Here is a 12,238-nt window from a genome sequence, read left to right on the forward strand (position 1 = left end):
GCACCCCGGGCCGCATCCGTAGGCTGGGGCACCACCGTCGGCCGCCCGCCCTGGCGGGACAGGCCTCCCATCGTCCCCGCCGACTTGGACGGGTAGTCGGACGCGGGGCGCCGCTCGGTCCGCGGCCCTCCCGAGGACCGAGCGCCACCGGTCACTCTGTGTCCGGGAATGTGTGTGGGCATGCGTTGGTCTGCGCCGTTCTGCCGAGTCATGTGCTGATAGGGAAGGCATGTGGAGCGTAGCGTGACCAACTCACTGCAAAGCGCTACCGCCACTCGGTCGTCCCCCGATCCGGTGGCGTTCGCACACCGGATCCGGGCGACGGACAGCAGAACCGGATCGGCAGGTCAGCCGGGCGGATCCGACATGCGTTCCCTCTACCCAAACGTGTTCCCGGTCCCAGCGCTCACCTCCTCCGCACCACGCGCCAGTGCGCGCCGTGCCGCTCCACGTAGCCGAGCGACCCCAGCTCGTAGAGCCGTTGCAGGACTTCGTCCGGCGGGAGGCCGGACTGCCGGGCCAGCCGCTCGACCGGCGCGCCCTCCGCCGTCGCCGGCACGGCTTCCAGCACCCGGGCCACCGCCGGCTCCAGCAGGTCGCGCGGGAGCACCGGGCCGCTGCGCTGCGGCGCGAGGTCCTCCCCGATCGCCCCGATCAGCTCGGTGATCTCGGCCGCGTCGGTGACCAGGGTGGCACCGCCGCTGCGGATCAGGGCGTGCACCCCGGCGGAGAGTTCCGAGGTCACCGGGCCTGCGACGCCCATGGTGTGGCGGTTGAGGTCCCGCGCCCGTCGGGCCGTGCTCAGGGCTCCGCTGCGCACCGCCGCCTCGACCACCACCGTCCCCCGGGTGAGCGCCGCGATGACCCGGTTGCGGAGGACGAAGCGGAAGCGGTTCGGGTGCTCCCCGGGCGGGAGTTCGCTGACCAGCAGGCCCTGGACGCCGATCCGCCGGATCAGTTCGGCGTTGCCCTTGGGATAGGCCACGTCGACGCCGCAGGCGAGTACGGCGGCGGTCGTCCCACCGACCGCGAGCGCCCCGCGGTGCGCGGCCGCGTCGATCCCGTAGGCGGCTCCGGAGACGACCACCCAGCCGCGTTCGGCCAGTTGGGCGGACAGCTCCCCCGCGACGTGGGCGCCGTAGGCCGTACAGGCGCGGGAGCCCACCATCGCGACCGAGCGGAGCGCGAGCAGCCGCAGCGAGCCGGTGCCCGTCACCCAGAGCCCGATCGGGCGTCCGTCACCCAGGTCGTCGAGTTGGCTGGGCCATTCCGTGTCCCCCGGAATGATGAACCGCCCACCGACGTCCCGTACCCGTTTCAGGTCCATCCGCGGGTCCAGCCCCGGGAGCCGCGCCTGGTACCCGGACAGTCGGGTGGCGTCCAGTCCGGGGTGGTCTGGCACCGTCCCGTCCCGGATCGCCTTCACCACGTCGACGGCGGGAAGTTGAGCGAGCCATCGACCGACCACCGCGTCCCCCGGCTCGCTGAGTCGGCCGAGCAGCACCCGGGCGAGGCGTTCGGGCTCGGTCTCGGTGGTGGCCCCGGGGCCGGGCCCGGCATCGGAACCACCGGGAATTCGAGGTTGCCTCAGCAACTGGTTCATGCCTCACCCTTCTGGTTTCGCGAACGCTCGTCAGGCGTCTCGGGCTCCCCGGACAAGTCGCCGTCCGGGCTGGCGCGCTGGGCCGGGATTCCGCCGAGCCGCCCGAAGACCCGCTCAGTCAGCGGCAGTCCGTGCTCCACCCCGGTGCGCAGGACCAGGGCGGTGCGCACGTCCCGTTGGTCCGGCCGGTCGCGTCCGGCGAGGTCGGCCACCGTCCAAGCGACCCGGAGCACCCGGTCCAGGCCCCGAGCGGTCAGCAGCCCCCGCTCCAACTGCCGTGCGGCGTCGTTGAGTGCGCCGGCCGTGAGCTGCCAGCGGGTGCGCAGCTCGTGGCCCGGGACCTCCGCGTTGGTCCGCCACGGGGTGTTCGCCAGCCGGGCCGCCGCCCGCTCCCGCGCGGCCAGCACCCGGGCCGCGACGGTCTCGGTGGTCTCCGCCGTGGTGTCCCGTTCCATGAGCTCGACCCTGGTCACCGGGGCCACCTGGACTTGGAGGTCGACCCGGTCCAGCAGCGGCCCGGAGAGCCGCCCCTGGTAGCGGCTGACCATGGCGGGGGTGCACTCACAACCCTCGCCCCGCCGCGAGTACCGGCCGCACGGACAGGGGTTGGCCGCCAGGCAGAGCAGGAAGCGGGCCGGGAGCCGCAGTGATCCGGCCGAGCGGGCGATCACCACCTCGCCCGACTCCAGCGGCTGGCGCAGCGCGTCGAGCACCCGGACCGGGAACTCCGGTGCCTCGTCCAGGAAGAGCACGCCCCGGTGGGCCAGCGAGACCGCTCCCGGTCTCGGCATACCGCTGCCGCCGCCGACGATGGCCGGCATCGTCGTGGAGTGGTGCGGGGCGCAGTAGGGCGCGGTGTCGATCAGTGGGCGCCCGGCCGGGAGCAGCCCCGCCACCGAGTGGACGGCGGTGACCTCCAGCGCCTCCTTCTGGGTCAGCGGCGGGAGCAGCGCGGGCAACCGCTCCGCCAGCATCGTCTTGCCCGCGCCCGGCGGGCCCTTCAGGTAGAGGTGGTGCCCTCCGGCCGCGGCGATCTCCAGCGCCCGTCGGGCCTCGTACTGGCCCGCCACGTCCGCCATGTCCAGCCGGGCCGCCCTGTCGTCGGGCAGGCCCCGCACGCCGGCGCTGGGCAGCATCAGGCCGGCCATCAGCGGATCGGGCCTGCCCCCGATCGGATCGGGCGGCTCCTCCGGTGCCGCCGCGCCGGTCAGGATGGCGACGAGCTGGCGCAGGCTGCGGACGCCGATCACCGTCACCCCGGGGACGAGCGAGGCCTCGGGTGCGGTCTGCTCGGCGACCACGACCCGCTGGTACCCGGCGTCGGCGGCGGCCAGCACCGACGGCAGCACCCCTCTGACCGGCCGCACCCGGCCGTCCAGCCCCAGCTCGCCGATGATCAGCAGGTCGGCGATCGCGGAGGGGTCGAGCCGTTCGGCGGCGGCCAGCACGGCGCAGGCCACCGCGAGGTCGAAGCCGCTGCCGCTCTTGGGCACCGAGGCGGGGCTGAGGCCGACCGTCAGCTTCCGCTGCGGCCAGGCCTCGCCGCTGTTCACGACCGCGGCACGGACCCGGTCGCGGGCCTCGGTGAGCGCCTTGTCGGGCAGGCCGACCAGGGTGAACGCGGCCACCCCGGGCTCCAGATCGGCCTGGACCTCGACGATCACTCCGTCGACGCCGACGAGCGCGACGGAACAGGTACGGGCGAAGGCCATCTCAGACCACCCCCCGCAGGTGGTCGACCAGGGCCGCACCCCGCGCCCGGTTGACCACCGCGACCAGGTCGATCCGCACCCCGCCCGGTGGGGCGGGAGGCCACTGCGGATCGGTGGGCCCCGGGTCGTAGCCGGGGCCGGCCAGCCGGGCGAAGTGATCGGGCCAGCGCTCGGCCATCCAGCGCTCGGCCAGGCGTTGCAGCCGGGCGGCCTTGGCCCGGTCGATGGCCTCGGTGGGCTGCTGGAAACCCCGCTCGGAGCGGGTCTTCACCTCGCAGACCGCCACGGTGTCGCCGTCGAGGGCGACGATGTCCAGCTCGCCCTCGGCGCAGCGCCAGTTGAGGTCCAGGATGCGGAGCCCGGCCTCCGCGAGGCGGCGGGCGGCGACCCGCTCCCCGTACCGGCCGAGCCCGTTCCTGGTGCTGCGGTCCGGGATCGCCCGCGGGGCCTTCCCGGCTGCGGCCGTGTCCGGTACGGCCTGGTCCTGCACGACGGTGTGCTGCATGGTGACCACCTCCGCCGAGGAGGCTGCCCCAACGCGCACGGCGAGGCCCGGGAATTCCCGTTCCCTGTGGATAACTCGGACCTGTGGACAACTCCTGTCACCCGCAGGGGTGAGAAGCCCCGTTCCCGCGAAATTCGGCTGGACAACGCGGGACGGAGTCGTCCAACGTCAGTTCCCGAAGCCGGACTCGTCCGAGGGCAGCTCCAGATCGCTCTTCGCGAGTTCCTCGATGTTCACGTCCTTGAAGGTCAGCACCCGGACCTTGCGGACGAACCGGGCCGGCCGGTACATGTCCCAGACCCACGCATCCGCCATCGACACCTCGAAGAACACCTCGCCCTGGACCGAGTGCACCTGCAGCTCGTAGTCGTTGGTGAGGTAGAACCGTCGTTCGGTCTCGATCACGTACTTGAACAGGCCGACGACGTCCCGGTACTCCCGGTAGAGCTTGAGCTCCATCTCGGTCTCGTACTTCTCGAGATCTTCGGCACTCATCCAGGCGTCCCCTCAACTTGTCACGTCCACCCATTGTGGACCACCGCACCCACGGTCAGAGCCGTACCGGGTCCACCGGCGGGCCCTCGACCAGCAGCCGCTCCAGGAAGTCCGCCAGACCGACCGGATAGACCGTCTCGGCGGTCCCCCTCAGTTCCTCGACCGTCCACCAACGCGCCGCGAGCAACTGGGCGTGCTCGTCGGCGCCCATGCCCGAGTGGTCCAGCACCGTCTCCGTGGTCCGGGCCAGGTGGAACCACTGCTCCTGCTCGTAGCGCTGTCCCTGAAAGGAGAACGACACCGTGCCGTACGCCACCAAGGGCCCCAGGTCCACACCCCGCAGGCCGGTCTCCTCGGCGAGCTCCCGCTCGGCGGCCTCCCGCACGTCCTCCCCCGCCTCCAAGCCTCCCCCGGGCGTGAACCACCACGTCTCCCCCGGAGTGGCCGGGTCGGCCCCCAGGAAGAGGAGGATGCGGTCCAGCCCGTCCAGCAGCAGGATCCGCGCCGCTCTGCGGCGCCGTGCTGTCATGGCGGCGCTCCACGCTCCTTCCGTTCGCATCGGTGGCGTTACCGATCCTGCCACCCGGCGTGGTCGTCCGGGGCGATGTTCGGCAGAGCGGCCCGCGGGGCGGCGGCCCCGCTCAGGAGTTGCGCCCCCGGAGCCGGCGGGCCAGACCCGCCACCCCGCCCACCGCCGAGGTCACGAGGATCAGCGCCGCGCCCGCGACGGCGGCGTAGGCGGAGGGCTCCAGCGGCCCCGGCGGCGAGGCCTTCGGGCCCGCGAAGCCGTCGAAGTCCGTGACCCGGTCGAGCAGGCCCGTCCGGCCGAAGGGCAGCACGGTGGCCTCGACCCTCGCCTCGACGGCCTCGGCCGGGACGGTCCCGCCGTCCACCTCCAGGTGGGTGCGGGAGTCCAGCGAGCCCACCCGGTTGTCGCCGAGCAGGAACAGCCGGCCCTGCGGCACCGTCACGCTGAACGGCTGGCCCTGGCCGCCCTGCGTCGCGAGGTAGGGCTCGTCCACCGGCTGCCCGTCGACCGTCAGCCGGTGATCGGCCCCGCTGGTGGCGACGGTGTCCCCGCCGACCGCGACCACCCGCTTGACCATGAGTTCGCCGCCCCAGGCCTGGTCCCGGAAGACCACCACGTCGCCCCGCCCGATGTCGCCGCCGCCGACCTTGCGGGCGAGCACGGTGTCCCCGACGCGCAGCGTCGGGTGCATCGAGGCGGTGGGGATCTTGTACGGCCGGTAGTCGATCGCGATCAGCGCGAAGCCGCCGACCATCAGCACCAGCCCGAGTGCCAGGGCGACGCCCTGCAGCACCGCGGCGGGCCGACGGCCCGCACGGGCGGGCGCGGTCGGGTGGTCGGCCGTCTGCTCCACGACACTGCTCATCGACACCGTCCACCTCTGGCCGACCGGAGAACACCACTGGCACGCCGGAGGCACGGGCGGAAACGCCGGCGGGCCGTGGCACGTCCGAGCAGATTACTCGTCGGTACCACGGCCCGCGCAAGAGCCGGGGCCAACCCGGCGGAACACGATCCGGTGGAGCTCAGGACTCCTTGCGGCTCTCCGCCCGGCCACGCACCCGCCGCACCAGCGGGAGCAGGGCGACGGCCCCCACCGCACCGGCCACGGGGGGCGCCATCGGCGCGGCCGCCGCCAGGCCCTTCTGGTCGAAGGTGTCCGGCACCGGCAGCGTCGACCAGTGGCCGACCGGCCAGGCCACCACGAAGGCACGCCCGATCACGTTGTCCACCGGGACGGTGCCGCCGCCCGGCTGGTCCATGTGGAAGCGGGAGTCCAGCGAGTTGGCGCGGTGGTCGCCCATGACCCAGATCCGGTCCTTGGGCACCTTGACCGGGCCGAACGGGTGGTCGCCGCACGGGGTGTTGCCCTGGTAGACGTACGGCTCGTTGAGCGCGACGCCGTTGACCTTGACCGGCCCCTCGCCCTCGCACTCGACGGTGTCCCCGCCGACCGCGATGACCCGCTTGATCAGGTCCTTCTCGTTGGCGGAGGGCATCAGGCCGACGAAGCTGAGCACGTCCTGCACACCGCGGAGGAAGGAGTTGCTGCTCTGCTGGGTCGGCTCGTCGCTCAGCCAGCCGCCCGGGTCGTGGAACACCACGACCTCACCGCGCTCGGGTTCGGCCCCGAACCACGGGGTCAGCTTGTCGACCAGGACGCGGTCGCCGACCTGCAGCGTGTTCTGCATCGATTCCGACGGAATGGAGAACGCCTGGACGAAGAACGTCTTGATCACCAGCGCGAGGATGAGCGCGATGCCGACCAGGATCGGCAGTTCCTTCCAGAACGAGCGCTGCTTGCGCGGCTTGGACGGAGCCTCCGACTCCGAGCCGTCCGCGGACTCGGCCTCCGCGTGCGGGGAGCCCGGGGAGTCCTCCGACCCGGCACCGCCCTGCCCGTCGGCGGTCTGCGCCGCCGCGTCCTCGACCGAGGCCGAGGAGGCCGCGGACTCGGTGGACCGGTCCGCCCGACGGCCTGGGCCCTCGGGCTCTCCGGCGCCTGATCGGGCGCCGATCACCAAATCCCCCACAACGTCTCCTCCCTGCTGTGCGGACGCCCGCGCGCCCGCGCTCAGAGTGCCGCACAGCGGGCACCACGCTCACCACGACCATGAACGCCTCAGGGCTGCCCACCGCGGACTCCCCTGACACCAGCACAGCCTCGGCCCGCGACCGGGACCACTCCCGGCCGCACCTGCACTTCTCTATCACTCCAAGGCATCCGGCTCGCGGTCCCACACGCGAGGCCCGTCCGGTCGGCGGCCGGTGCGGCTCACTCCGGAGGCCGCCCCGACCGGCGAACGACGAGCGGAAGGATGCCCAACACCCCCATAACGAGCGGCGGTTCCGCAGGAACCGGCCCAACGCCCACCGATCCCGCGGCAGTTCCGCCGGCCTGCGGCATCCGGGCGAGAGAGGAGAGTGAACCGGGCGCATCGAGTTGATGGAAGCGGTCCAGCGGCCAGGCGGTCACGAACGCGCGACCGACCACGCCGCTCAGCGGGATCGTCCCCTGTCCCGGATTGCCCATGTGGAAACGGGAGTCGGCGGAGACGTCCCGGTGGTCACCCATGACCCACAGCCGCCCCTGCGGCACCTGGATCCTGAAGGCCTGCCGGGACGGCGGGTTGCCGGGCGCGAGGTAGGACTCCTCCACCGGGTGGCCGTTGACGCTGAGGCGCCCCTGCGCGTCGCAGCACTCGACGGTGTCCCCGCCGACGCCGATCACCCGCTTGATCAGGTCCTGCTCGTTGTCGGAGGGCAGCAGTCCGACGAAGGTCAGCACCTGCTTGGCCGCGCCCAGCACCGGGCCGTCCTCGGACGGCTTGCGGTCGCGCTCCAGCCAGCCGCCCGGGTCCTTGAACACCACGATGTCGCCGCGCTGCGGCTCACTGCCGAACCAGGGGGTCAGCTTGTCCACCAGTACCCGGTCCCCGATCAGGATGGTCTGCTCCATCGAACCCGAGGGGATCACGAACACCTGGACCAGGAAGGTCTTCATCACCAGCGCCACCAGCAGGGCCACCAGGACGATCATGGGCACTTCGCGGACCAGCGAGCGCTTGCGCCGACGGGCGGCCTTGCGGGCACTGCGACGGCGCTCGGCCCGGCCGCGCGCCGACGGGGCCCCTGCCGGTCCACGGCCTGCCGCACCGTCCTCCCCCGGTCCCCCGCGCACCGGACCGGCCGTAGCCGGACCCCCTGCGGCCGGTCCCCCCGCACTCGGGCCTCCGGCAGCCGGGCGGTCGTCGAGCCGCCCCCTACCCCTGGTCCCCATGACCGCCTGTCCCCGCAGTCGCGGCGAAGGCCGCGGGCCGGTCCAGGCTGGTCCAGCGCGAGAACGGGTAGACCACCCAGTCCGCCCGGCCGATCACCTTCTTCTCGGGCACGAAGCCGCCACCGGGATCGCCGAGGTGGTCGCGGGAGTCCCGGGAGGCGCTGCGGTGGTCGCCCATAACCCACAGCTTGCCGGCCGGCACGACGATGTCGAAGGCCACGCTCGACGGGTCGTCGCCCGGGGACAGGTAGGAGGTCTCGTCGATCGGCACGCCGTTGACGGTGATCGGCGCGCCCGGCCCGGTGCTGGTCACCCGGTCCCCGCCGACGCCGATCACGCGCTTGACGTAGACGGTGTCCCCGGCCGGGGCCAGCCCGAGGTCCTGGGCGAACGAGCGCAGGCCGTCCCAGAACGTGGGTGGCTTCGCCGACTCGCGGAGGAAGGAGCCCCTCCCGTCGAAGACCACGACGTCGCCCCGCTGGGGATGGCCGCCGAAGGCGTAGGCGAGCTGGTACGCGACCAGCCGGTCGCCGGGGCGCAGGGTCTCCTCCATCGACCCGGAGGGCACCGAGAAGGGACGCGCGACGAAGGCGTTCGCCAGCAGCAGGGCCGTCAGGCAGATCCCGACCAACAGCAGCAGGTCCCGCGAACGCGAGCGCCCGGGCTCCTCGTCCTGCTCCGACTCGTCCGACTGGTCCGAGCCGTCGCCGCCGGAGCCGCCGGTCCGCTCCGGGCCCTCGGCCTGCTCCAGTACCTCAGCGTGCTCCGGCCCGTCGGCGCGCTCCGCGCCGACGACGCCACCCCCGGAAACGACCGCGGACCGCGACAGCGAGTCCGCACCGGTGGGTGCGGGACTGCCGTCGCGGTCCGCGGGTGGTTCGTGCGTGCTCATCGGGGGGTGAGCTTACCTTGCGGCCACTCGGCCCCCTCAGAGCGTTCCGATCCCCCGGCGAGGCCGGGGGCCGGTGGATCAGCGGTCGCGCTTCTCCTTGATCTTCGCGGCCTTGCCGCGGAGGTCACGCAGGTAGTACAGCTTGGCGCGGCGAACCGCACCGCGGGTCACGACCTCGATCTTCTCGACGACCGGGGTGTGCACCGGGAAGGTGCGCTCCACGCCGACGTTGAAGCTGACCTTGCGAACGGTGAAGGTCTCACCGATGCCGGCGCCGTGGCGGCGGATGACGACGCCCTGGAAGACCTGGACACGGGAGCGGTTGCCCTCGATGACCCGGACGTGAACCTTCAGGGTGTCACCGGCGCGGAAGGCCGGGATGTCGCTACGCAGCGAGGCCGCGTCGACAGCAGCGAGCTTGTTGCTCATGTTGCTCTCCATCGCAGGCGCCACGGGCCGCCCACGGAAAATCGTCACAATGGGGTTCGCTGCGGGCCGCATCGGCTGACGGCGATCCCCCCGTGGCGAGGGCGCCGGTCCACGTGTCCCCTACAGGAGGGAACCAGCGACAGACAGCAGCCGCCTATTCTTCCACATCAACGGCCGTGGACCGAAATCGGCCGAGCCCCTCGTCCCAGGCCAGGCCGAGGATGCTCAGCGCCTCGCGCTCCTTCTTGTCGAAGGCGCCGTACTGCCAGCGCTCGACCAGGTCGGGCCGGTTCGCCAGGGTCCGGGCGAAGGCCTGCTCGCGGCGCCAGCGGGCGATCTTGCCGTGGTTGCCGCTGAGCAGCACGTCCGGCACCGTACGGCCGCGCCACTCGGCGGGCTTGGTGTAGACCGGGCCCTCCAGCAGGTCGGCCATCGCGCCCGGCGCGAAGGAGTCATCGCGGTGGGACTCGGCGTTGCCGAGCACTCCGGGCAGCAGTCGGGCGATCGCCTCGACCATCACCAGCACGGCGACCTCGCCGCCGGCCAGCACGTAGTCGCCGATCGAGGCCTCGACCACCGGCATCCGGGTGGCGGCCTCCTCGATCACCCGGCGGTCGATGCCCTCGTACCGGGCGGGGGTGAAGGCCAGCCAGGGGCGCCCGGCCAGTTCCTGGGCGAGCTCCTGGGTGAACGGGCGCCCGCTCGGGGTCGGCACGACCAGGGTGGGCACCTGGCCCTCGGGGCCGCCGGCGACCACCGCGTCCAGCGCCTCGCCCCACGGCTCGGGCTTCATCACCATGCCGGGGCCGCCGCCGTACGGGCTGTCGTCGACCGTGCGGTGCACGTCGTGGGTCCATCCGCGCAGGTCGTGGACGTGCACGTCCAGCTGCCCGCGGGCGCGGGCCTTGCCGACCAGCGAGACGTCCAGCGGCTCCAGGTACTCCGGGAAGATCGTGACGACGTCGATCCGCATGCCGCTCTGCACCCCGCCGGACACCGCACCAGTCGACACCGCACCGCTCGACGCCGCCTCGGCGCCGACCTCGACACCCGCCCCGGCGCGCTCCTCGACGGTCACTCCGACTCCTCCGAGTCCTCGCCGCGCTCGGCCGAGGAGGTCCCCGCGACCTCGGCCTGCTCCATGTCGATCAGCCCGGGCGGCGGGGTGATCACGGCGCGCTGGTTCTCCAGGTCGATGGTCGGCACGATCTGGCTGACGAAGGGCACCAGCACCTCCGTCCCGTCGGCCTTCTTGACCGTGAGCAGGTCCTGGTAGGGCAGGTGGACGATCTCGGTCAGCTCGCCGACCGGGGTGCCGTCCAGCAGCACCACGTCCAGGCCGATCAGCTGGTGGTCGTAGTACTCCTCCGGGTCCTCGGGGCTCTCCTCCGGGTCGACCTCGGAGATGAGCACGGTGCCGCGGAGGGCCTCGGCCGCGTTGCGGTCCTTGACGCCGGCGAAGCGCAGCAGCAGCCGGCCGCTGTGCACCCGGCCGGACTCGACGGTCAGCGGTCCGGTCGACGCGGGGTCGGTGAGCAGGACGGCACCGGGGCCGAGCCGGAGCTCCGGCTCGTCGGTGCGGACCTCGACACTGACGTCCCCCCTGATGCCGTGGGCACGGCCGATCTTGCCGACGACGAGCTGCACGGTGATCGTTCTCCTGGAGTTCCTGAGCCGCAACGAAAAGCGACGGGCTGCGAAGCGACGGACTGCTAAGCCATGAAGCGACGGAAATGCTGATGGAAATGCGAAAGGCCGACCGGGACGACATGCGTCCCGGTCGGCCTCACAAGCCCTGACGGCTGAACGAGCAGCGGCGTCAGCGAATGTTGTCCACGTCGACCAGGTCGACCCGGACGTTGCGACCGCCGAGGGCGCCGACCACGGTGCGCAGAGCGCGCGCCGTACGGCCGCCCCGGCCGATCACCTTGCCGAGGTCATCGGGGTGCACTCGCACCTCGATGGTGTTCCCCCGACGCAGGTTGCGCGAGCGCACCTGCACCTCGTCGGGGTGCTCGACGATGCCCTTCACCAGGTGGTCGAGGGCGTCCTCGATCACGATCAGGCCTCGGCGGCGGCGTCGGACTCGGCCTCGGCCTTGTCCGACTTCTTGGCCTTCGGGGTGATGGCGACACCGGTGGTGGCGTCCTCGAAGCCGGCGACGGCCTTCGCGAACAGGTGCGAGAAGTCCTCGACCTTCGGCTCGGCAACGAGCAGCGGAGCCGGAGCCGGCAGGCCCTTGAACTTCTGCCAGTCGCCGGTCAGCTTCAGGATGGCGAGCACCGGCTCGGTCGGCTGGGCGCCGACGGACAGCCAGTACTGGGCGCGGTCGCTGTCGACCTCGATCTTCGAGGGGTTGTAGGTCGGCTGGTAGATGCCGATCTCCTCGATCGCGCGACCGTCACGCTTGGTGCGGGCGTCGGCGACGACGATGCGGTAGTGCGGGGAGCGAATCTTGCCGAGACGCTTCAGCTTGATCTTGACTGCCACGGGAGTGGATTCTCCTGGTGTTGACGTGGGTGAGCGGGCTCGCCGTCGCGTGGGGTTGCGGGGCGGACCGTTCAAGGGACACGCCAGCCGTAGGAGAGAGGGGTCCTGCTCGGCTGCCGAGTACTCAGCTGTCCATTCTGCCACATCGGCGAGAACCGCCTGTACGCGGGACCGGGCACCCGGTCAGGGCTCGACCGGGAGCCCCCGCTCCCGGTCCAACCCGAAGACATCACCGCTGTCCTGCTGTACCGCTCGTTCCGTACTGCTCGTACGGCCTGTACTGCCTGTACTGCCTGGTACTGC

General features: G+C 72.3%; 14 protein-coding genes. All 14 read right to left on the reverse strand.

Annotation, left to right across the window (positions count from 1 at the left end; translation table 11 throughout):
• Positions 1 to 406: 406 nt before the first annotated feature.
• Positions 407 to 1,603: a DNA-processing protein DprA gene (dprA, locus tag ACWDD9_RS31850; RefSeq protein WP_117489675.1), complete on the reverse strand. Its 1,197-nt coding sequence runs from the start codon at positions 1,601 to 1,603 to the stop codon at positions 407 to 409.
• Positions 1,600 to 3,315 carry a YifB family Mg chelatase-like AAA ATPase gene (locus tag ACWDD9_RS31855; protein WP_117489673.1) on the reverse strand — a complete coding sequence of 572 codons (1,716 nt, stop codon included), beginning with the start codon at positions 3,313 to 3,315 and terminating at the stop codon, positions 1,600 to 1,602. Before ACWDD9_RS31855 ends, dprA begins: the two co-directional genes overlap by 4 nt.
• Before the next feature lies 1 nt (position 3,316).
• On the reverse strand, positions 3,317 to 3,820 hold the full coding sequence (locus ACWDD9_RS31860; protein WP_079271927.1) for a YraN family protein: 504 nt from the start codon (positions 3,818 to 3,820) through the stop codon (positions 3,317 to 3,319).
• A 168-nt stretch (positions 3,821 to 3,988) separates the two neighbouring features.
• Positions 3,989 to 4,315 (reverse strand): DUF2469 domain-containing protein, encoded by a 327-nt coding sequence (locus ACWDD9_RS31865; RefSeq protein WP_030056781.1) that lies wholly within the window; start codon positions 4,313 to 4,315, stop codon positions 3,989 to 3,991.
• A 55-nt stretch (positions 4,316 to 4,370) separates the two neighbouring features.
• The gene (locus tag ACWDD9_RS31870; RefSeq protein ID WP_049650392.1) at positions 4,371 to 4,844 is read right to left on the reverse strand and encodes an NUDIX hydrolase; all 474 of its coding nucleotides are present in this window, start codon (positions 4,842 to 4,844) and stop codon (positions 4,371 to 4,373) included.
• A gap of 112 nt (positions 4,845 to 4,956) precedes the next feature.
• The gene (gene lepB / locus ACWDD9_RS31875; protein WP_449813511.1) at positions 4,957 to 5,709 is read right to left on the reverse strand and encodes a signal peptidase I; all 753 of its coding nucleotides are present in this window, start codon (positions 5,707 to 5,709) and stop codon (positions 4,957 to 4,959) included.
• A 160-nt stretch (positions 5,710 to 5,869) separates the two neighbouring features.
• Positions 5,870 to 6,877 (reverse strand): signal peptidase I, encoded by a 1,008-nt coding sequence (lepB, locus tag ACWDD9_RS31880; protein ID WP_387830492.1) that lies wholly within the window; start codon positions 6,875 to 6,877, stop codon positions 5,870 to 5,872.
• 242 nt (positions 6,878 to 7,119) lie between these two features.
• Complete coding sequence (gene lepB / locus ACWDD9_RS31885; RefSeq protein ID WP_074001522.1) at positions 7,120 to 7,884, reverse strand: signal peptidase I; 765 nt, start codon at positions 7,882 to 7,884, stop codon at positions 7,120 to 7,122.
• 223 nt (positions 7,885 to 8,107) lie between these two features.
• The gene (gene lepB / locus ACWDD9_RS31890; protein WP_449813512.1) at positions 8,108 to 9,016 is read right to left on the reverse strand and encodes a signal peptidase I; all 909 of its coding nucleotides are present in this window, start codon (positions 9,014 to 9,016) and stop codon (positions 8,108 to 8,110) included.
• Positions 9,017 to 9,094: 78 nt separating this feature from the next.
• Entirely contained in the window at positions 9,095 to 9,445 is a 351-nt protein-coding gene (gene rplS / locus ACWDD9_RS31895) for a 50S ribosomal protein L19 (RefSeq protein ID WP_030306736.1), read from the reverse strand.
• A gap of 154 nt (positions 9,446 to 9,599) precedes the next feature.
• A complete protein-coding gene (trmD, locus tag ACWDD9_RS31900) occupies positions 9,600 to 10,418 on the reverse strand; it encodes a tRNA (guanosine(37)-N1)-methyltransferase TrmD (protein WP_375877492.1) in 819 nt (272 codons plus the stop codon).
• A 101-nt stretch (positions 10,419 to 10,519) separates the two neighbouring features.
• A complete protein-coding gene (gene rimM, locus ACWDD9_RS31905) occupies positions 10,520 to 11,092 on the reverse strand; it encodes a ribosome maturation factor RimM (protein ID WP_074001521.1) in 573 nt (190 codons plus the stop codon).
• A 172-nt stretch (positions 11,093 to 11,264) separates the two neighbouring features.
• The gene (locus tag ACWDD9_RS31910; RefSeq protein WP_030056773.1) at positions 11,265 to 11,504 is read right to left on the reverse strand and encodes an RNA-binding protein; all 240 of its coding nucleotides are present in this window, start codon (positions 11,502 to 11,504) and stop codon (positions 11,265 to 11,267) included.
• Between the two features lie 2 nt (positions 11,505 to 11,506).
• The gene (rpsP, locus tag ACWDD9_RS31915; RefSeq protein ID WP_049650397.1) at positions 11,507 to 11,935 is read right to left on the reverse strand and encodes a 30S ribosomal protein S16; all 429 of its coding nucleotides are present in this window, start codon (positions 11,933 to 11,935) and stop codon (positions 11,507 to 11,509) included.
• Between the last annotated feature and the right edge of the window lie 303 nt (positions 11,936 to 12,238).

The organism is Kitasatospora sp. NPDC001119, assembly GCF_053598475.1.

Excerpts from the sequence above, each read along its gene's own strand:
- dprA (WP_117489675.1), bottom strand. The coding sequence starts at position 1,603 with ATGAACCAGTTGCTGAGGCAACCTCGAATTCCCGGTGGTTCCGATGCC.
- ACWDD9_RS31855 (WP_117489673.1), bottom strand. The coding sequence starts at position 3,315 with ATGGCCTTCGCCCGTACCTGTTCCGTCGCGCTCGTCGGCGTCGACGGA.
- ACWDD9_RS31860 (WP_079271927.1), bottom strand. The coding sequence starts at position 3,820 with ATGCAGCACACCGTCGTGCAGGACCAGGCCGTACCGGACACGGCCGCA.
- ACWDD9_RS31865 (WP_030056781.1), bottom strand. The coding sequence starts at position 4,315 with ATGAGTGCCGAAGATCTCGAGAAGTACGAGACCGAGATGGAGCTCAAG.
- ACWDD9_RS31870 (WP_049650392.1), bottom strand. The coding sequence starts at position 4,844 with ATGACAGCACGGCGCCGCAGAGCGGCGCGGATCCTGCTGCTGGACGGG.
- lepB (WP_449813511.1), bottom strand. The coding sequence starts at position 5,709 with ATGAGCAGTGTCGTGGAGCAGACGGCCGACCACCCGACCGCGCCCGCC.
- lepB (WP_074001522.1), bottom strand. The coding sequence starts at position 7,884 with ATGATCGTCCTGGTGGCCCTGCTGGTGGCGCTGGTGATGAAGACCTTC.
- lepB (WP_449813512.1), bottom strand. The coding sequence starts at position 9,016 with ATGAGCACGCACGAACCACCCGCGGACCGCGACGGCAGTCCCGCACCC.
- rplS (WP_030306736.1), bottom strand. The coding sequence starts at position 9,445 with ATGAGCAACAAGCTCGCTGCTGTCGACGCGGCCTCGCTGCGTAGCGAC.
- trmD (WP_375877492.1), bottom strand. The coding sequence starts at position 10,418 with ATGCGGATCGACGTCGTCACGATCTTCCCGGAGTACCTGGAGCCGCTG.